Below are 18,799 nucleotides of genomic sequence, written 5' to 3' on the forward strand. Positions count from 1 at the left end.
ACCCCGCTACGGCGGGGTTTTTTTTGCACCGGCCCAAGCGCGGGCGGTGCGCGCGATATGTCCTTGGCTGCGGATCTGTTTCTTCTACGCGTACAACGTGGGCGCGCTGATGTCGGTGTGACGGCTCTGGTCAGCAACGCTCTGATTGTTGGGAACATCATCCGCCGGACGATCTGGTGTTTGAATTCGGGGCTATAGCGGGCCATCGGGGTCTCCATCTGAGGATTCAGGGGAGCGGACAACTATCGCGACATGATGCCCAGTCGGCGATTCGTCGATCGCGCAACAGCGCATTCGCCACAGCGCCGGTTCAACGCACCGGCAAGGCCACCGCATCGCCTTCCACGCAGGCAACCAGGCGCTCGCCCGGGATCAGGGTCGGCACCACGCCGGCGGTGAAATGCGAGAACGCCGGAAGGATGGTGACGTTCTCGCGCAACCAGAACGCCGGCCAGCGCCGCGACAGCCCGGGCAGTGTCGCCAGCGGATGCAGATGCCCGCACAGCACATGGCCGGTGGGGTGCGGTAGCGGATCGTGGCGCAACACGAACGGGCCGTCTTCGACCTGTTCGCCGGCTGCTTCGATATGCAGATCTGCACTTGCCAAGGCGCGATCGTGATTGCCGCGGATGGCGATCACGCGCAGGGTGCAATGCCGTTCGCGCCAGGCGCTCCAGCGTCGATGCCAGGCCGCGCGCGGTGCCGGTCCGTGCAGCAGGTCGCCAAGAATCCATAGCGCGTCCACCTCGCACTGCGCGAGCAACGCATCCAGCCGGTCCAGATCATGCGCGGTGCCGCCTGCCGGCAACCCGATGCCGGCACGCCGGAACACATCGGCCTTGCCCAGATGCAGGTCGGCAATCAGCAAGGCGCGCCGCGCTGGCCGGTACAGCGCACGTTCGCCGAGCAGTTGCACGGTTTCGCCGCCCAGCTGCAGCTGCACGCTATCGCCCATGCTTGCGCTCCAGTTGTTCGGCGGCGCGCAACACGCGCGCTTTCCAGTCTTCAGTGCTCAGCTGGCCACGCACGCGCTCGGCCCACAGCGGAAACGACAATGGGGTGAGGCTGCGTGGCGTGCGCAGGCGCAGCTCGCGCCGGGCGCAGTCCTCCAGCGCGTGCGCCAGGCGCGCCAGTTCCAGTTGGCCTTCGAAGACTTCGCGTTCGGCTTGCGCCAGCAGCAGATGGTCGGGATCGAAGCGCTGTAACACGTCGTAGAGCAATCCGCTGGACGCCTGCAACTGACGCAGGCTGCGCGGTGCGCGACCTGGCAACGAGGGCGACAACAGACCGGCCACGCGCGCGATCTCGCGGAATTGGCGGCGTGCCAGCTCGCCCAGGTTGAGGCTGTCGCGCAGATCGTCGAACAGGCCAACCGGCGACAGCAGTGCTTGCAGCAGGCCAGCGTCGATCTCGACGTCCTGCGCCGGCGAGAGCACGAAGCCGTAATCGTTGGCGGCGAAGCTGAAGGTATTGCGCTGGCGGCGGCCCCAGCGTGCGGCCAACAGCGCGGCCAACCCTTCGTTGACCTGGCGGCCGGCGAACGGGTACACGAACACATGCCGGCCATCGCGCGCCTTGATGCTTTCCACCAACAGGTGATCGGGGCCGGGGAGCGACGAGAGCGATGCCTGCAAGTGCAGCAGCGGTGCCAGCGCCTGCATCTCCGGCGCCTCGCCAGGATCGGCGAACAGCGCCTCCACTTCGCGCCCCAATGCCGACGACAGCGGCATGCGCCCGCCCATCCATTTGGGCACCACGCCGCTGCCGCCTTTGGCCACACGTACGTAGGCGGTCATGTCTTCCAGGCGCACTAGCTCCAGCAGCCGGCCGGCGAACTGGAAACGGTCGCCGCGGCGCAGGCGGCCGACGAACTGTTCTTCCACCGCGCCCAGCCGGCCGCCACGCAGGAACTGCACGCGCACGCTGCCATCGCTGGTGATCGTGCCGATGGACAGCCGATGGCGCAGCGCAACGCGCCGATCGGTGACGCGGTAGATGCCGTCGTCGTCGCGCACCACCTTGTGGAAATCCGGGTAATGCGCCAACGCGCTGCCGCCTTGCACGATGAAATCGAGCACTGCAGTCCAGGTGGCCCGGTCCAGTGCGGCGAAGGCATCGGTGCCGCGTACCTGCGTGAACAAGGCATCGGCATCGAAGCCGCCGCCGAGCGCGAGGGTGACGCAGTGCTGTGCCAGCACGTCCAGCGACAACCGTGGCGGTGGCCGTGCTTCGATGTGGCCGTGGGCAATCGCACGACGCGCAGCGGCGTACTCCACCAGTTCCAGCGCATGCGAGGGCACGCACACCACGTGGCCGGATTCGCCGGGCCGGTGCCGCGCCCGGCCGGCGCGTTGCAGCAACCGCGCAATGCCCTTGGGGCTGCCGACCTGCAGCACCTGATCCACCGCCGGAAAATCCACGCCCAGATCCAGGCTGGAAGTGGCGACCACGCAGCGCAAGCTGCCATCGCGCAGCCCTTGCTCGGCAGCTGCGCGCAAGCTCGGGTCCAGCGAGCCGTGGTGCAGCGCCAGCGTGGCCGGATCGTCCGGCCACACGGCGCTCAGGGCCTGATGCCACAGCTCTGCCTGTGCGCGCGTATTGGTAAACACCAGGCTGGTGCCGTGCTGCAGGATCTTCTGCAGCACGCGCGCCAGTTGCGCCAGGCCCAGGTGGCCGGCCCACGGAAAGCGCTCGCCGCTGTCGGGCAACAGCGTCTCCAGCGTCATGGCGCGCGGCTTGACGCCGGACACCAGCGCGGCATCGGGTAGATGCGGCAGCAGTACGTCGCGTGCCTGCGCCAGATTGCCCAAGGTGGCCGACAGGCCCCAGATGCGCAGGGTCGGCGTCCAGCCGCGCAGGCGCGCCAGGCACAGCTGCAGCAGCACGCCCCGCTTGTTGCCCAGCAGCTCGTGCCACTCGTCCACGATCACGCAACGCAACGCCGACAGCTGCGGCGCGGTGTCCGGATACGACAGCAACAGGGCGAGCGATTCGGGCGTGGTGACCAGTACATCGAGCTTGCCGCTGCGCGCCAGGCGCTTGTCGCGCGCGCTGGCATCGCCGGTACGCAGGCCCACCTGCCAATCCAGCCCCAAGGCGTCCACCGGTTCGCGCAGCGCACGCGCGGTGTCGGCGGCCAGTGCGCGCAGTGGTGTGATCCAGAGCACCTGCAGCGTGCGTTGTTGCTGCCGGCGTGCGCTGGCTGGGGGCCTGGCGGAGTGTGCCGCTGGTTTGCGTCCGCGCGCGGCCAGCGCTTCCAGCAGCGGACCGCCGAAGGCCGCCAGCGTCTTGCCGCTCCCTGTGGGGGTATGCAGCAACCCGGATTCGCCGTCGAGATAGCGCTTCCACACATCGCGTTGAAATGGCAACGGCGCCCAGCCGCGCTGTGCGAACCAGACGCGCCACTGCTGCAGCGGCGTCGCGCGCAGTGGCTGCGGTGCCGTCACCGCGCCAGTGCCTGCAGGCTGCTCAGATGATCGGCTTCGGACATCGGCTTGTCCTGACGCCAACGCAGAATGCGTGGGAAGCGCACCGCGATGCCGGATTTGTGCCGGGCGCTGCGGTTCACCGCTTCAAACCCCAGCTCGAACACATGATGCGCAGTGACCGCGCGCACCGGGCCGAACCGCTCGGTGGTGTTGGCACGAATCCAGCGATCCAGCTGCAGAATTTCCTTGTCGTCCAGACCCGAATACGCCTTGGCGATCGGCACCAATTGCCCGTCATGCCACAGCCCGAAGGTGTAGTCGGTGTAGAGCGTGCTGCGCCGGCCGTGGCCGGCTTGCGCGTACAACAACACCGCATCGATGGTGAGTGGGTCGATCTTCCATTTCCACCAATCGCCGCGACGGCGACCGGCCTGATACACCGAGGTGGCGCGCTTGAGCATCAGCCCTTCCACGCCGCGTTCGCGTGCTTCCACGCGCACCTGCGCTGCGGCCTGCCAGTCGCTCGCCTGCACCAGCGGCGAGGCGACAATGCGCGGGTCGGCAAGTGTGGTCAGCACGCCTTCCAGCAATGCGCGTCGCTCCTGCAGCGGGCGCTCGCGCAGGTCCACGCCATCCAGTTCCAGCAGGTCGTAGGCGACCACGCGCGCCGGTGCGGCCGCCAGGGTCTTGGGCCCCGGCTTGAGCCGCTGGATGCGCGTTTGCAAGGCGGTGAACGCCATCGGCAACGGCTGCCCGGGTTGCCAGGCCAGCAGTTCGCCATCGATGACGGTGCCGTCGGGCAACTGCAACGCCGCCTGTTCGATCTCCGGGAAGCGGCCATCCAGGCGTTCTTCGCCGCGCGACCACAAGGCCGCTTCGCCCGCGCGCCGGATCAGCTGCAGGCGGATGCCATCCCATTTCCATTCCAGCAGCCAGTCGTCGATGGCGCCCAGCGTGTCCACCTCCGCCTCCAGCGGCGAGGCGAGAAAGAACGGATAGGGCTGCTGGCGGTCGCCGGGCAGTTCCTCGCTGGTCAACAGGTCGGCCAGGTAGGTGGGATGCGGGCGCCAGCTGCCCAGCATGCGTTGCGCGATGCGGGCGATGTCCACGCCCGACAACTCGGCCAGTGCCTGTTGCACCAGCCGCTGCGACACACCCACGCGCAGGGCGCCGGTTAGCAGTTTGTTGAACACCAGGCGCTCGTCGAAGGCCAGGCTGCGCCAGGCCTGCACGATGCACGCCTTGCGCACGTCCACCTCCTGGTTGGCGATCGGCAACAGCCGCTGTTCGATCCAGTCGGCCAGCGGCAGATCGGCCGCTTCGGTGGCCGGGTCGTCGAGCAGCAAGGCCAGCGTTTCGGCTAGGTCGCCCACGTGGTCGTAGCTGTCGGCCACCAGCCAGTCGGCGATCCCGGCGGTGTCGGTGATCCATTCGCGCAGCTCGCCGCTGCTGGCAATGCGCATGCGGCTGCTGGCGACCTTGCCGCCGGCCAGCAGGTACAGCGCCCAGGCCGCATCCAGCGGAGCGGCATCGCGAAAATAGGCGACCAGCGCGGCACGCTTGTCGAGCGTGCCGGTACTGCGGTCCAGGGTGCGGTACAGCGCAGCAAACCGCTTCACGGCACCGCCTGCGCCGTTGCATGTCGGTCGGCCGCGCGCAGCTCCAGCGCACGGCGCGTGAATGCCGCCAGCGTGCGCGGGCGGCGCTGTGGCCGGGGTGGGCCGATGACCGCGGCCGGCGCACTGCGATGCACGCGAAATGCCAGCGCATGCCGGCGGAACGCCAGTGCGCCGCTCAAACGAATGCGCGGACGTGCGCGCGTATACCGGCGTGCGGGGAGTGGGTTCATTCCTCGGCTCCAAAATCGGTGCGGAAGGCTTCGGCTGCAACACCGCGCTCGCGTAGGTGCTGTATCAGTGCATCGGTGTTGCCATGGGTGGCGATCACGCGGCGCGCGCCGGTGTCTTCGATGGTGCGCAGCAGGTCCGGCCAGTCGGCGTGGTCGGACATCACGAAGCCGCGGTCGTAATTGCGTCGCCGCCGGTTGCCGCGGATGCGCATCCAGCCCGAGGCGAATCCCTGTTGTGCATGCCGGAAACGGCGGATCCAGGTGCTGCCCGCAGCCGAAGGCGGTGCCAGCACCAGTTGTCCGGCATAGTCGGCGCCGCGCGCGTGCTCGCTGACTGGTTGGGTATCCAGCATCGGGATGCCGGCCTGGCGATACACCTCCACGCCGGTGGCGACCGCGCCGTGCAGCAACGCCGGTTGGGTGTCCCAGGCACGCAGTTCGGCCAGTACGCGTTGCGCCTTGCCCAGGGCGTAGCAATACAGGATGGCGGCTTCGCCGCGTGCGGCGCATTCGTGGCGCCAAGCGACGATGTCGGCGGCAACACTCGATGTGTCCGGCCAGCGATACACCGGCAGGCCGAAGGTCGCTTCGGTGATGAAGGTGTCGCAGGGCACCACCTCGAAGGGCTTGCAGGTGGGATCGTGCTGGCGCTTGTAGTCGCCCGAGGCCACCCAGACCTCGCCATCCACTTCGATGCGCACCTGCGCCGAGCCCAGTACGTGTCCGGCCGGATGCAGCGACACGCGGGCGCGTCCCAACGGAAACGCTTCACCATCGGCATGCGTGTGATAGGCCTGTTCGCCAAGCCGCCACTGCAGGATCGGCAGGCTTTCGCGCGTGCAGTGGTACTCGCCCATGCCGCTGCGCGCGTGGTCGCCATGCCCGTGGGTAATTACCGCGCGCGGCACCGGCCGCCACGGATCGATGTGGAAGTCGCCCTGCGGGCAATACAACCCTTCGGGCCCCAGCACCACCAGATCGCCGTGTTTGTCGTTGCCGTTGCGCATGGCCCAACTCTGGCCAAGCCGGTGTGCAGATCCTGAGAATGGGAATGCATGCTGCTGGGAAGAGAACGCGCTCGCCATCCCCGTGCTGCGTGCGCGAACGCTGTATCGGCCTGCGGACGGGCGCGATCTTCTGCGCGCCCTCTCATTGCGGCCCGCAATCGTCCAGGCTAATGCCGCGTACGCCGCCCGGGCGCGCGCACGGCCTTCGCTTCCACCGCCAGGGTGAAGCCGCGTTCCTCACCGCCCAGCATGGCGCCGACATCGACCACCTGGCGGCGGATCTCCTCGCCCTTGCCATTGCGCACGATCACCACCACCGTGTACTCCCACGGATCGCCATCAGCGGGATGGCGGATGGTGCCGTCCACCTTGAGCGGCACGATCGGTGCCGGCTGCGCGTGTTGCGCAGCCGCCGAGTCGAAGCGCAGATGGTGCTTGCAGGCCGGGCAGACGCTGGCGCTTTCCAGGATCGTGGCCTTGCAGTGCGGGCAGCTGCGCGTGGCGCCGGGCGTGCCCGGGCGGGGTGCACTCATGTGGCGTCGCTGTCGCCGCCGCTGCTGCTGCCGGCAGCAGCGCTGCCATTGCCACTGCCATTGGCCTTGCCGCCACTGGCTGGCCTGGCCGCGTCCTCGCCCCAGCCGAAATCGGCCTGGCCGCGCATGCGTGCGCCCGAGGCCACGGTGAGGCTGCCGGCCTTGACGTCACCGACCAGCACGCCAGAGGTTTGCAACTCCACCTGCGCGGCCGATTCGATATTGCCTTCCAGCTCGCCGGCGATGATGACCTTGTTGGCGCGCACGCCGCCGTTGAGTTTGGCGCCGCGTTCGATGGTGAGGTCGCCCTTGACGTTGACATCGCCCTTGAAGCGCCCGGCCAGTCGCACATGCCCGGCGCCTTCGATCTTGCCTTCGATGCTGATGTCGGCGGCGATCAGCGATTCCTTGGCGCCGTCCTGCCGCGGTGAGGCGGCCGCGGTCGGCACCGCGCTGGGTGCGGTGCTGGCCGGCACCGGGGGGGCAGGGCTGGCGTCGGCGGTGAACAGCCGGCCGTCGGCAGCCGGAATCTCGGGGGCGGCGGGGGCGCCGTCTTTCTTGTTGGGACCTGGATCGCGCCACATCGACATCGGATTGCCTCGCTTCGGGGGTCGAAGCCGACTATCGCCGCGTCAATCAATATTTTTTGTGACAGTCCGCGCAATCCGGGATCGACGGCGTGCCGGCTCAGTCCCGCGGGGGTACTTCGGTGCCATGTCGCTCCACCCGGTTGCGCCCACGGTGCTTGGCCGCATACAACGCCGCGTCGGCCTTCTGGATCAGGGTGGCACCGAGTTCGCCATCGGCCGGGAAGCTGGCCACGCCGATGGAGGCGGTCACCCGCGGCAAGGTGCGCTGGCCGTCGCTGACGGCCAGCGCTGCGATATGGCCGCGGATCTGTTCGGCCAGGCGCATGGCTTCTTCGCCATCGGCCTCGGGCAGGATCACGGTGAATTCTTCGCCGCCATAGCGGCAGGCCACGTCTTCGGCGCGCAGGCGGGTCAGCAGCAGCTCGCCCACCGCAGCCAGCAGCAGGTCGCCACCGGTATGTCCCTGGCTGTCGTTGAACCGTTTGAAGTGATCGACATCGAGCATCAGCACCGATAACGGCAGGCCGCGCCGCGCGCAGCGCGCCAGCTCGTGGCTGAGCGATTCTTCCAGGTAGCGGCGGTTGTACAGGCCGGTCAGCGCATCGCGGATCGACTGCAGGCGCAGCGATTCGCGCAGGCGCAGGTTGCTCAGCGCCAACGACAGCTGCTCGGCGGCGGCTTCGGCGATTTCCAGCCGCGGCAACGGCCCGGGGCCTGCCGAGGACAGGAACAGGAAACCGAGCTGGGTGCCTTGCGCGGACATCGGCAGGCAGGCGGTGGCAAGGACTGCATCGCCTTCGGGTATCTGCAGATGCCCGCACAGTGCATCCCGGCGCAGGTCGTCCACCGTGTGCGGCTGGCCACGACGCAGCGCCCAGCACTGCTCCGGCAGCAGGTGTGGCGCGCTCTGTACCAGCGGCTCGCCCCAGTGGCTGATTGCCTCGGCGCGGTCTTGCGAGGCGCGCAACAGGTACACGCTTCCGGCGATGCCTGGCAGCAGGCTGGCCAAGGTACGGCTGGTGACCTCCAGCGCCTCTTCGGCGCTGACGCAGCTCTGCAACAGGCCGGTGTAGCGGCTGATCAGGTTGAGATCGGCGGTGCTACGCTGCAGGGCACTCACGCTTTCGCCCAGCTCGCGGTTGGCTTGCGCGGCCAGCCGCTCGGCATGGGCCCGATGACGCAATTCGCGCACCAACAACGCATTGACCGCGCCGACGACCAGCAGCCCGAACGGAATGCCGGCCAAGGCCAGCACCAGCAGCAGGGTTGCGCTTTGCCGGCTGCTCTCGGCGCGCTGCGTCAGCAACTCCTGCTCGGCCTGCACCATCGTCAGCGCCTGTTCGCTGATGGCGGTGGTGGTGCGGAACGCACTCTGCCGGATGTTCGCGCGGGCCGGCTCCAGGCCGCTCTGCGCATAGATGTCCAGCACCTTCTGGATCTGCTGCAGCCGGGTCTGGACCAGCGTCTGCAACTGGGCCAGGCGCTGCTCCTGCGAGGGATTGTCGATAATCAGCCGGCGCAGGTTGTCGAGCAGGATCGGCAGGCGCTCGATACTGGCCTGGTAGTTCAGCAGATAGGCTTCGTTACCGGTCAGCAGGAAGCCACGCTGCGCCGATTCGGCATCCAGCAGGCGGGCCTGGATTTCATCGACCCGGCCGATCACCTCGTGCGTGTGCGAGACCAGCGCGGCATCGGCCAGCGAGCGGCGTGCGCCGATGAAGATGCCGATGCCGATGACCACGAAGATCAGCGCGGAAAACAGCAGCGCCAGCTGGTTGCGGCGGCGCGATGTAAAGAAGGTGGGCATGCGTAATGCTAGCGCGCCGACCTGAACAACACGAGAGGCAGTGCAGGGGGTAACGTGCGCGCCGGCACGGATCGGCCGGCGCGCGGATACCCAGGGGCGGCGTGCGCAGGCGCCTTAGTGCTCCGGGTGCTCGGCGTCCTGCCGCTCGGCGTTGCGTTCGGCCTTGTCGGCCATCTGGCGGGTCTTGTCGGCGGTGGCATCGGCAGCATTGGCCGTGGCGCGGCTGGCATCGGCGGCCAGCTCGCGTGCGGCCACGCGTGCATCGGCGGTGGCTTCCTTCGCCTGCACGGCGGCGCGGTCGGCGGCTTGTTCGGTGGCAGCAGCGGCGTGCTTGGCCGCAGACGCGGCGTCGCGGCGCGCCTGTTCGGCGTCGGGCCCCTGGCAAGCGGCCAGGGCGAAGGTGGCAATGGCGCTCAACGACAGCAGGTGGATCGTCTTCATGGTGGGTCCTGTTCCGGTTCCGGTGTTGGAAGCCCGAGCTTAGGCAGGCACCGATGCAATCCGCGTCAAGGCGCAGCTCGCCAGGGCTGCCCGGCACGGCGGTGGTATCAGGTGACGGATCCGGGCGCAGTGGCTGGGCGAGCCGTCTGCCCGGCGACGCGCAGGCAAAGAAAAAGCCGCTGGAAACCAGCGGCTTTTTCCGAACACGCTTAGAGCGAAGAAGTGATTACTTCTTGGCTTCTTCAGCGGTGTCCTTGGCAGCTTCGGCGGTGTTTTCAGCGGTCTTGGCAGCGTCGGCAGCCTGCTCAGCAGCAGCGTCGGTCGCGGCGCCGGAAGCGGCCTGGGCAGCGTCGGCAGCGGTGTCGGCCGAAGCAGCGGCGGTGTTGGCAGCAGCCTGAGCGGCGTCAGCCGACTGCGAGCCCGAGGCAGCAGCCTGGTCGGCAGCGGTCTGAGCGTCGGCAGCAGCTTCGTTGGCCGAAGCAGCAGCGTCCTGAGCCTGTTCCGGCTTCGAGCAAGCGGTCAGGGCCAGGCCCAGCGCCATTGCGATCAGCAGCTTGTTGATGGTCATTGTTTCAATCCTCGTCGTTAGATTAGGCAACGCGCTATTGCGCGCCCCCGACATGATGACGGCCACAAGACGGGTGTCAAGCGCACGCGCATTCAGTTTTGCAAAATCGCCGTTAAATGCTGCTAAATCAATTCGATAGCAATGGCGGTCGCCTCGCCACCTCCGATGCAGAGCGTGGCAATCCCGCGCTTGCCGGCGCGCATGCGCAACGCGTTCACCAATGTCACCACCAGCCGTGCGCCGGAGGCGCCGATCGGATGACCCAGTGCGCAGGCACCACCATGCACGTTGACCTTGTCGTGGGCAATGCCTAGTTCCTTGATCGGTGCCATCGCCACCACCGCGAAGGCTTCGTTGATTTCGAACAGATCCACCTCGTCCAGCTGCCAGCCGATCTTGTCGACCAAGGTCTGGATCGCCGCGACCGGCGCGGTGGTGAACCATTCCGGTGCCTGCGAATGGGTGACGTGGCCAACGATGCGCGCCAACGGGGTCACGCCCCGGCGCTGCGCGTCGTCGGCACGCATCAGCACGGTGATTGCCGCGCCATCGGAAATGCTCGACGAACTGGCGGCGGTGACGGTGCCATCCTTCTTGAAGGCCGGTTTCAGGGTGGGGATCTTGGTGATATCGGATTTGCCGGGCTGTTCGTCGCGATCGATGACGACCTCGCCCTTGCGCGTGGTCACCGTGAAGGCAACGATCTCATCGGCGAAGGCGCCGTCGCGTTGCGCGGCCTGCGCGCGTTCCACCGAAGCGATTGCGAACGCATCCTGGTCGGCGCGGCTGAAGCCGAATTTTTCGGCGGCGGCTTCGCCGAACACGCCCATGGCCTGGCCGTCGTACGGGTTGGTCAGGCCGTCCCAGGCCATGTGGTCGACGGCCTGGAAATTGCCGTAGCGATTGCCGGTGCGTGAATGGGGCAGCAGATGCGGTGCATTGCTCATCGATTCCATGCCACCGGCCACCACGATACTGGCCGAACCGGCTTTGATGAGGTCATGGCCGAGCATGATCGCCTTCATGCCCGAGCCGCACACCTTGTTGATGGTGGTGGCGCCGGCGGAGGTGGGGATGCCGGCGGCGATCGCCGCCTGGCGCGCCGGCGCCTGTCCAAGATTGGCCGGTAGCACGCAGCCGACGATGACCTCGGAGACCTCTGCCGGGGCGATTCCCGATTGCGCCAGCGCGCCTTCCATGGCGGCAGCGGCGAGCATCGGTGCCGGCACACCGTTGAATTGGCCAAGGAACGAGCCGATGGCAGTACGTTTGGCAGCAACGATGACGATGTCGGACATGAGCGGATACCGTTTAAAGTGAAACGATTATCTGCTGCATGGCCGATTCGCGCCAGCGAGCCGGCGTGCCGGGACAGCCACGGGGGCGATGTCGTATAACGGCACTGTTCGGGCCCGGATCCGGGTCCGGCCATGGACTGGGTTTGGGGGAGAGCAGCGATGAACAAAGGGCATGTCGCCAGGACTGTGCTGGCTTCGGCGTTAGCCGTGGCGTTGACCGCGTGCGGCGGCGGGGGAGGTGGTGGCGGGATCCGTCCGACGCCGCCGGTCTCGCCCCCGCCGACGTCCCCTCCACCGCCGCCACCACCGACCTCGCCACCACCGCCGACTTCACCGCCACCGCCGGTCACCGCACCGACGCCGGAGCCTGCCATCGATGCGCATCTGGCACTGACCAATGCACGCGCGGCGCAGGCATTGGGCTTCACCGGCGCGGGCTATCGCATCGGGGTCATCGACAGCGGCATCAACAGCAATCATCCGGCGCTGCAGGGGCGGGTGAGCGACAGCTTCATCTATGTCGATCCGCGAACCAACAACGTCGCCGTGGGCGATGTGGTCGGGCACGGTACCGTCGTCGCCGAGCTTGCGGCCGGACGCGCCGTGGCCCAATGGCCGGGCGGCATCGCGCCCGGCGCGGGCCTGGTGTCTGCGCGCATCATCAACGACCGGGCGCCGGTGGATGACGGCAGCGGCCAAGGCAACGAGGTGGATGGCCCGCTGGGACTGGGCCCCGTGCATGCGGACCTGATCGGTGCCGGCGTGCGCATCATGAATAACTCCTGGGGCGGCCTGTACTGGAACGACGCCTCGGTCACCAACCAGATCGCGCAGGAATACCGGTCTTTTGTCATCAACAACGATGGCCTGGTGGTGTTTGCGGCGGGCAACGAATCGCGTGCGCAGCCTTCCGACACCGCAGCACTTCCCAGTCAGCCGGGCCCCAACGGCACGTTGCCGGCAGCGGACCTGGAGCGTGGCTGGCTGGTCGTCGGGGCGCTGGATACCGCCAATCCCACGCAGCTGGCGTCGTATTCCAATGCGTGTGGGGTGGCGATGCGCTACTGCCTGGTGGCGCCGGGGACGTCGATGTTCATCGACCCCGATGCCACCGCCAGCAACATCCGCTATTTCTATGGCAGCGGCACCTCGTTCGCCGCACCGCTGGTCTCCGGCGCAGCGGCGCTGGTCTGGCAGGCATTTCCGTACTTCAACAACGATCTGGTGCGCCAGACGCTGCTGGGAACGGCCACCGATCTGGGCGCAGCAGGCGTCGATCCGGTGTTCGGCTACGGCCTGCTCAATGTGGGCAAGGCGGTCCTGGGGCCGGCGCGGTTCGACTGGGGCACGGTGGATGTCAACGTGAACACCTTGCGTTCGACCTGGGCCAACGACATCAGCGGCACCGGTGGCCTGACCAAGCGCGGCGCAGGCACGCTGGTCCTGGGCAGCACCGCCAATACCTTCACCGGCGATACGCAAGTCCTTGGCGGCACCTTGCAGACCGCCAGCCTGCAGAGTGCACGGGTGGGTATCGCCAATGGGGCGAGCCTGATCGGCGCGGGCAGGATCGGCGGACGGGTGGACAACGCCGGTGCGCTCCAGGTCAACAGCGCGGTGCTCTCGGTCAACGGCAACTACACCCAGGCCAGTAACGGGCGCCTGGCGCTGAATGTCGGCGATCGCCTGGACGTGAGCGGCACCGCTACCATTGCCGGTGACCTGCAACTGCTTGGCCGGCGCAGCTACGTCGTCAACAACACGACCTATCCGGTGTTGCAGGCGGCCAACGGGCTGCAAGGCACGTTTGCCACGACCAGCAGCGGGCCGGCAGTGACCTTCCTCAACGCCACGGTGACCTATGACGCCAACACGGCGTTCGTGTCGCTGCAGCGCATGGATGTCACCGCAGTCGCCGCATCGCTCGGTGCAGTGGGGACGGCATCGATGGAGTCTGCCATTCGGGTGGAGCAGGCGTTCCAGAAGGTAGACGCGCAACAGCTGCAGGGCAATGGTGGCATCAGCGGCAGCTTCATGCGTGCCGCAGCGGCGTTGCAGCAAGCGCCCGACGCCAAGGCGGCAGCGGATTCGCTACGCAGTCTGTCCGGGCGTGCGCATGCGGCCTCGGCGGCGATGACCTTCGACACCATCGATCTGGGCCGGCGCGCGCTGGCCGCGCATTTCGACGGCCTGTCGCAGCAGCCGCGCCTGCTCGGCAACTGGCAGCGCGCGCTGGGCGGTCCGGGCGAGGGCGGGGTGACCAGCGCCGGGTTTGCCACCTCCGGATGGATGATGGGCAACGACCTGCGCCTGGCCTCTGGCGCGGTCACCGGGTTTGCGTTCGGCGAAACGCGTTCCAACAGCCTGGGCGATCTGGATGGCGCGCGCGGCCGCGATCGGCAGGTGCAGGCGCAGTTGTACTGGGGCACCACGCTGGGGGCGGCCTATACGCTGGGTCAGCTGGGTGTGGGCAATGTCAACCGGCAGATCGAACGGAACCTGCAGTTGGGCGAGGACCGCAGCAGCGCCTTCAGCGACTACAGCGGCAGTTATCTCAGCGGCAACCTGGAAGCCGGCTATCGCTGGGGCCACGCAGCCGCCTCGCTGACGCCGTACATGGGCCTGGATTATGTGCGCCTGCGCAGCGAAGGCTTCCGCGAAAGCGGCGGGGATGGTTTCGGTCTGCGTGCCGATGCAAGTACCTCATCGCGCACCCAGGCGCTGGCCGGCGTGCGGTCGGCATACCGTTGGCGTGGACTGCAACTGGGCGGCTATGCCGAATGGCAGCAGGCGTTGAGCAGCCAGGGCTTGATGCTGGATGCCAGTTTCATCGGTGTGGATGCCTGGGCTCCATTGCGCGGCATGCAGCCGGCGCGTTCGGGAGGGCTGTTCGGAATCGCCGCGTCCGCGCCACTGGGGCAGCAGAGCCAGCTGCGTTTCGGTTACGACCAGCGGGTGGGCGAACGCGGCGACGATCGCGCGCTGAGCCTGAAGTACAGCGCCGATTTCTGATCGGTGTGCATCACGTCCGGGCGCAATGCCCGGGCGTGGCGTTTGCAGCGGCGATCGCGCGCTGCCTCCGGCGTGACACCCAGGCTGTCTGCTGCCGGTTACTCGCCGCGTAATTTGTGCAGGAAGCGCGGCGCAGTGCGACCTAGCGGCAGTTTGAGTTTGCTGATCGCCTCGATGCGGGCTTCGGCAATCTGATCGGCGGCCTGTTGCGGCGGCACGTCCTGCTGTGTGGACAGGTCGAAGACCTTTTCCAGGTTGTGGTAGATGCTGCGGATCAGGCGCATGGCGCGTTCGCGGTTGTAGCCGTCGATTTCCAGCGACACATTCATCACCCCGCCGGCGTTGACCACGTAATCGGGCGCATACAGGATGCCGCGCCGGTGCAGCTCCACGCCGATGGCGGCGTTGGCGAGCTGGTTGTTGGCGGTGCCGCAGATGATGCTGGCCTTGAGCTGCGGCAGCATCTGTTCGTTGATGGCCCCTTCCAGCGCGCAGGGAGCAAACACATCGGCCGGTACCTGGTGAATCTCGTCCGGGCGCACGGCCTCGGCGCCGTATTCGGCGACCGCACGCTCCACCAGCGCCTGGTTCAGGTCGGCCACATACAGTTTTGCGCCACGTTCCTTGAGCAGCTTCACCAGCTCCATGCCGATATGGCCCAGGCCCTGGATCGCGATGCTGGCCTTGCCTACTTCCTCGTGGCCGAGCTTGCGGTTGAGCGAGGCCATCAACGCCTGCAGCGCACCATAGGCGGTGAACGGCGCAGGGTCGCCGGAGCCGCGATGTACCTGGTGCACGCCGGTGACGTACTCGCTTTCCAGGTAGATCTGCTCCATGTCGTTGACGTCGGTGCCGACGTCCTCGGAGGTGATGTAGCGCCCGCCCAGGGTGTCGACGAAGCGGCCGAAGGCGCGGAACAGCGCCTCGCTCTTGTCGGTCTTGGGGTCGCCGATGATGACCGCCTTGCCACCGCCGACGTTCAACCCCGCCAGCGCGTTCTTGTAGGTCATGGTGCGGCTGAGCCGCAGCGCATCGTTCAATGCGGCCTCGCTGTCGGGGTAGGGACGCATCCGCACGCCACCCAGTGCCGGTCCCAGACGGGTGCTGTGCAAGGCGATGATGGCCTTGAGGCCGGCATCGCGGTTGTGACAGAAGATCACCTGCTCGTGGCCGGTGGTATCGAGGGTGTCGAAAAGCATCGAAGGCTCCGCGGGGCTGCGTGATGTGCCTTCCCTGTCGCCGGGCCGTGACCCATGCAGCGGGAAACAAAAAACGCGACGTCTGCAGATCCGGTCCGGGCAGGTCGCGCGGCGACATTTTAAACCACCTCGGCAGGGGGTGGTGCATGAACCTGTTCACCCACCCTGGCGATGCCCTGCTTGGCGCTCAGCCGTCAGTCTGCAGCGCCAACTGGGTCAGGTACAGCCGCAAGTCGAATTCCAGCTGGTGATAGTCGGCGACGATGTGGTTGCACAACTGATAGAACGCCTTGTTGTGGTCTGCCTCCTTCAGGTGCGCCAATTCGTGCGCCACGATCATCTGCAGGAAGGCTTCAGGCGCGTCGCGGAAGACGGTGGCAATGCGGATCTCGCGGCTGGCCTTGAGGCGGCCACCATGGACGCGCGAAATGGCGGTATGCGTGCCCAGCGCGTGTTTCACCACCTGCAGGTGATTGTCGTAGATGGCCTTGTGCAGGGTGGGCGAGGAGCGCATGTAGCGCTCCTTCATCGCCTTGACGTAGTCGTACAGGTGGCGATCGGTGCGAATGGCGTGACGGTCCGGGTAGCGCCGCGCCAGCACCGTGGCGAGCTTGTCCTGCGCAATCAGTTCGCGCACCTGGTCCAGCACGGCAGGCGGGTAACCCAGCAGATAGCGCAGCGTGTCCATGGCGGTCGAATCCTGAAAGAGCCGCATGATCGCCGATGCCGACGCGACCGGCTATCAGGCAGTGAAGCATCGCGCAGCGGCATGCAACGCAGACCCGCATTTCAGGCCTATGTGGCAGCGTGTGTCAGCCGCGTTCACGAATGCGGGACGCCCGGCTCGCTAGCGTGCGGCAGATGCGCTGCGATACATGTCGCAGGTATCTGATCGAGCAACGGCGCAGTGCCGAATGAGGAGACGACAACATGATCAAATGGGCCATTATTTTCGCCATCATCGGCCTGATTGCCGGTGCGCTGGGATTCGGCGGCATGGCGGGCGCTGCGATGGGAATCGCCAAATTCCTGTTCTGGGCCGGCATCATCATCGCCATCGTGCTGTTCGTGCTGGGCGTGACGATCGCCAAGAAGGTGACTTGACCGGCGCGTTGCAGTTGGCTCGCCCGCGAGAAGCGGACGTGCCAACTGCATCACCAAACGAGCGGCCTTCGGCCGCTTTTTCATTGCATTCGCGTCGTCCGGAACAGGCCGGTTGCACAGTGGGTGGCCCCGTGCAACCGGCCATCGACCATCTTGCAGGCGATCAAGCGCCAGCGGTTTCGCCGCTGCTGTGCAGGGCGATATTGAGCTGGTCGATGGTCACGATCCAGTCGGCGTCGTCCAGGCGCTCTTCGCGCAGGAGTTGGGCCTGTGCAGGCGTCCAGAACGGTGCTTCTTCCAGGCGCATGTCGCCCGGCAACGGGGAGTTGTGTGCGATGAAGTCGCGGATGCCGGCTTCATCCGATGGCAGGCCCAACTGGGCGAACAGTTCGGAAAACGGGTGAACGGGCTGTTCCATTGCTAGAGTCCTTGGGTGGGCGGCTGAATGCTAAAGCACGCAGGTTGAGCGCACTGTGCACGCCCGCTTGGATTTGCCTGCAGCGATGACCATATTGAGGATCTGACCAACACAGGTGAGCGACCATGGCGACCGGATGGGCGGGTGATGGCGCGGTGCAGGACCAGATCGATGCCACGGTGGAGGAGGCGGTGCTGCGCGCGCGACGCCAGCTGCACCACGGGCCCAGCCTGAGCCATTGCGAGCAGTGCGATGCGCCGATTCCGGAAGGTCGGCGCATGGCGATGCCTGGCGTGCACCTGTGCGTGGGCTGCCAGCAGGCGCATGACCTGGAGCATGGCGCGCAGGGCGGCTACAACCGGCGCGGCAGCAAGGACAGCCAGTTGCGTTGAGCATGCCGCCCGTTGCCGGGCTGCGCTGCGTTCCATGCACCGCGTGGGAGCCATGCGCGCTGGCGCATGTGCCTAGCCGGCGTTGAAACCGCTGGTTTCGCGCCAGCGACGCGTGGTGCGCTGGAAGAACAGGCTGTTGGGAACCTGCAGTACGCTGCCTGTATGGTCGCCGCTTTCTTCCAGGGTGGTGTAGATCACGTTGATGTCGATCACGCGGCCCTTGAGCCCCGGCTTGTCGCCGCCTTCCAGCAACTCGATATGGTCGTAGAGCCGGAACGGGCGCGTGGTGATAATCAGGAATGTGCAGAAAATATTGGACAGCACGCTCCACGCGGCGAAGAACGCCACCGCGCCGACGGCGGCAAAGCCGGTGAATGCAGTCCATAGGGTAGTGGCCGACACGCCCAACACCCGTAGCACCAACAGCAAGGCGCTGACCGAAATGACCAGGCTGCCTGCGCGACGAATGCCCATCATCATCTCGGCAGGCACGCTGTAGCGTGCACACAGCCGCCGCAGCAGCTGCCGGAGCAGCAACCTGACCAGTCCCGCCAGCGCGAGAATCAGCACGATCTTGATGGTGGGTACTGCAATCGCCAGCCACTGCGCGTTCCAGTGCGGCAACAGGCTGCGGATCATGGCGGGCAAGGCGTCGGACGCGGACATCACAGCATGCGAAAACGAGGGGGCGATCATTGTAGCGGCCAGGCATGGTCGCCGGTGCCTGCTTGCGCTGAACATCCGGTCATAAGCTGGGAGATTCGTTCGATGATCGGCTGTCTCGACGATCACCACATGGCGCGCTGCCATGCAAGGGGCCTGATGACATGCAAGAACGCGAGTGGATCAGGCAAGGCGCCGCGCGCCCGGCGTCGGGCACGCGGCCGATACCGCTGAGCCGGACGTCAGCCGATCTTGTCGCCGTCGTTGCGCGCCGGTCCAAAGTTGGTGGTCAGCACTTCGATCCGGCCGCCGGTCTTGCGGAACGCGGCAATGTCGGCGGCAATGCGCTCGCGACTGAGCGGCTGCGACTTGCCTTCGCTGCGAGCGATGCTGGGCTGGGATTTCTGCTTGGTCGCGGGACGTGCCATGTGGCCTCCTGTAGCGGGGAAGTGCAATGACACCGCGTGCGGCAAGGGTGGCGCGCGCGTGA

19 protein-coding genes are annotated in these 18,799 nt (G+C 67.0%); 3 read left to right on the forward strand and 16 right to left on the reverse strand.

The window, feature by feature from the left end:
- Positions 1-310 precede the first annotated feature (310 nt).
- The 11 genes from pdeM to ACCQ13_RS05680 all read right to left on the reverse strand — a co-directional run bounded on the left by pdeM (position 311) and on the right by ACCQ13_RS05680 (position 11,521).
- Positions 311-955 carry a ligase-associated DNA damage response endonuclease PdeM gene (pdeM, locus tag ACCQ13_RS05630; RefSeq protein ID WP_159406804.1) on the reverse strand — a complete coding sequence of 215 codons (645 nt, stop codon included), beginning with the start codon at positions 953-955 and terminating at the stop codon, positions 311-313.
- Entirely contained in the window at positions 945-3,446 is a 2,502-nt protein-coding gene (locus tag ACCQ13_RS05635) for a ligase-associated DNA damage response DEXH box helicase (RefSeq protein WP_159406805.1), read from the reverse strand. Before ACCQ13_RS05635 ends, pdeM begins: the two co-directional genes overlap by 11 nt.
- Positions 3,443-5,047, reverse strand: a complete 1,605-nt coding sequence (locus tag ACCQ13_RS05640; protein ID WP_104602072.1) for an ATP-dependent DNA ligase — start codon at positions 5,045-5,047, stop codon at positions 3,443-3,445. The genes ACCQ13_RS05635 and ACCQ13_RS05640 overlap by 4 nt, the downstream gene beginning before the upstream one ends.
- Positions 5,044-5,277: a hypothetical protein gene (locus ACCQ13_RS05645; RefSeq protein ID WP_104602071.1), complete on the reverse strand. Its 234-nt coding sequence runs from the start codon at positions 5,275-5,277 to the stop codon at positions 5,044-5,046. Before ACCQ13_RS05645 ends, ACCQ13_RS05640 begins: the two co-directional genes overlap by 4 nt.
- Complete coding sequence (locus ACCQ13_RS05650; protein ID WP_159406806.1) at positions 5,274-6,284, reverse strand: ligase-associated DNA damage response exonuclease; 1,011 nt, start codon at positions 6,282-6,284, stop codon at positions 5,274-5,276. The genes ACCQ13_RS05645 and ACCQ13_RS05650 overlap by 4 nt, the downstream gene beginning before the upstream one ends.
- Positions 6,285-6,451: 167 nt before the next feature.
- Positions 6,452-6,817 (reverse strand): hypothetical protein, encoded by a 366-nt coding sequence (locus ACCQ13_RS05655; RefSeq protein WP_104602069.1) that lies wholly within the window; start codon positions 6,815-6,817, stop codon positions 6,452-6,454.
- Positions 6,814-7,407, reverse strand: a complete 594-nt coding sequence (locus ACCQ13_RS05660; RefSeq protein ID WP_104602068.1) for a bactofilin family protein — start codon at positions 7,405-7,407, stop codon at positions 6,814-6,816. Before ACCQ13_RS05660 ends, ACCQ13_RS05655 begins: the two co-directional genes overlap by 4 nt.
- A 97-nt stretch (positions 7,408-7,504) precedes the next feature.
- Positions 7,505-9,214: a diguanylate cyclase gene (locus tag ACCQ13_RS05665; RefSeq protein WP_104602067.1), complete on the reverse strand. Its 1,710-nt coding sequence runs from the start codon at positions 9,212-9,214 to the stop codon at positions 7,505-7,507.
- A gap of 114 nt (positions 9,215-9,328) precedes the next feature.
- Positions 9,329-9,655 carry an XAC1346 family secretion chaperone gene (locus tag ACCQ13_RS05670; RefSeq protein WP_104602066.1) on the reverse strand — a complete coding sequence of 109 codons (327 nt, stop codon included), beginning with the start codon at positions 9,653-9,655 and terminating at the stop codon, positions 9,329-9,331.
- 226 nt (positions 9,656-9,881) lie between these two features.
- A complete protein-coding gene (locus ACCQ13_RS05675; RefSeq protein WP_016904096.1) occupies positions 9,882-10,223 on the reverse strand; it encodes a hypothetical protein in 342 nt (113 codons plus the stop codon).
- Positions 10,224-10,345: 122 nt separating this feature from the next.
- Positions 10,346-11,521 (reverse strand): thiolase family protein, encoded by a 1,176-nt coding sequence (locus ACCQ13_RS05680; RefSeq protein ID WP_159406807.1) that lies wholly within the window; start codon positions 11,519-11,521, stop codon positions 10,346-10,348.
- Between the two features lie 159 nt (positions 11,522-11,680).
- On the opposite strand from ACCQ13_RS05680, the gene ACCQ13_RS05685 reads away from it, so the two are divergent.
- The gene (locus ACCQ13_RS05685) at positions 11,681-14,533 is read left to right on the forward strand and encodes an autotransporter serine protease (RefSeq protein WP_159406808.1); all 2,853 of its coding nucleotides are present in this window, start codon (positions 11,681-11,683) and stop codon (positions 14,531-14,533) included.
- A 98-nt stretch (positions 14,534-14,631) separates the two neighbouring features.
- Here the strand turns inward: ACCQ13_RS05685 and ACCQ13_RS05690 are convergent, their stop codons facing one another.
- Both ACCQ13_RS05690 and ACCQ13_RS05695 read right to left on the reverse strand, forming a co-directional pair.
- On the reverse strand, positions 14,632-15,732 hold the full coding sequence (locus tag ACCQ13_RS05690) for a Glu/Leu/Phe/Val dehydrogenase dimerization domain-containing protein (protein WP_159406809.1): 1,101 nt from the start codon (positions 15,730-15,732) through the stop codon (positions 14,632-14,634).
- A gap of 187 nt (positions 15,733-15,919) precedes the next feature.
- Positions 15,920-16,447 carry a YgjP-like metallopeptidase domain-containing protein gene (locus ACCQ13_RS05695; protein WP_159406810.1) on the reverse strand — a complete coding sequence of 176 codons (528 nt, stop codon included), beginning with the start codon at positions 16,445-16,447 and terminating at the stop codon, positions 15,920-15,922.
- 215 nt (positions 16,448-16,662) lie between these two features.
- Here ACCQ13_RS05695 and ACCQ13_RS05700 point away from each other — a divergent pair, with 215 nt between their 5' ends.
- Complete coding sequence (locus ACCQ13_RS05700) at positions 16,663-16,836, forward strand: DUF1328 domain-containing protein (protein ID WP_006452844.1); 174 nt, start codon at positions 16,663-16,665, stop codon at positions 16,834-16,836.
- A 163-nt stretch (positions 16,837-16,999) separates the two neighbouring features.
- On the opposite strand, the gene ACCQ13_RS05705 is transcribed toward ACCQ13_RS05700, so the two are convergent.
- A complete protein-coding gene (locus tag ACCQ13_RS05705) occupies positions 17,000-17,254 on the reverse strand; it encodes a DUF2789 domain-containing protein (protein WP_104602061.1) in 255 nt (84 codons plus the stop codon).
- 125 nt (positions 17,255-17,379) lie between these two features.
- Between ACCQ13_RS05705 and ACCQ13_RS05710 the strand changes: the two genes are divergently transcribed.
- A complete protein-coding gene (locus ACCQ13_RS05710) occupies positions 17,380-17,646 on the forward strand; it encodes a DksA/TraR family C4-type zinc finger protein (RefSeq protein WP_104602060.1) in 267 nt (88 codons plus the stop codon).
- 72 nt (positions 17,647-17,718) lie between these two features.
- Here the strand turns inward: ACCQ13_RS05710 and ACCQ13_RS05715 are convergent, their stop codons facing one another.
- Positions 17,719-18,312 carry a mechanosensitive ion channel domain-containing protein gene (locus ACCQ13_RS05715; RefSeq protein WP_159406811.1) on the reverse strand — a complete coding sequence of 198 codons (594 nt, stop codon included), beginning with the start codon at positions 18,310-18,312 and terminating at the stop codon, positions 17,719-17,721.
- A 239-nt stretch (positions 18,313-18,551) separates the two neighbouring features.
- The gene (locus ACCQ13_RS05720) at positions 18,552-18,737 is read right to left on the reverse strand and encodes a hypothetical protein (protein ID WP_029221706.1); all 186 of its coding nucleotides are present in this window, start codon (positions 18,735-18,737) and stop codon (positions 18,552-18,554) included.
- Positions 18,738-18,799 lie beyond the last annotated feature (62 nt).

The sequence above is a fragment of the Xanthomonas sp. NCPPB 1638 genome, assembly GCF_041475635.2.
GTDB classification, from domain to species: Bacteria; Pseudomonadota; Gammaproteobacteria; order Xanthomonadales; family Xanthomonadaceae; genus Xanthomonas; species Xanthomonas cucurbitae.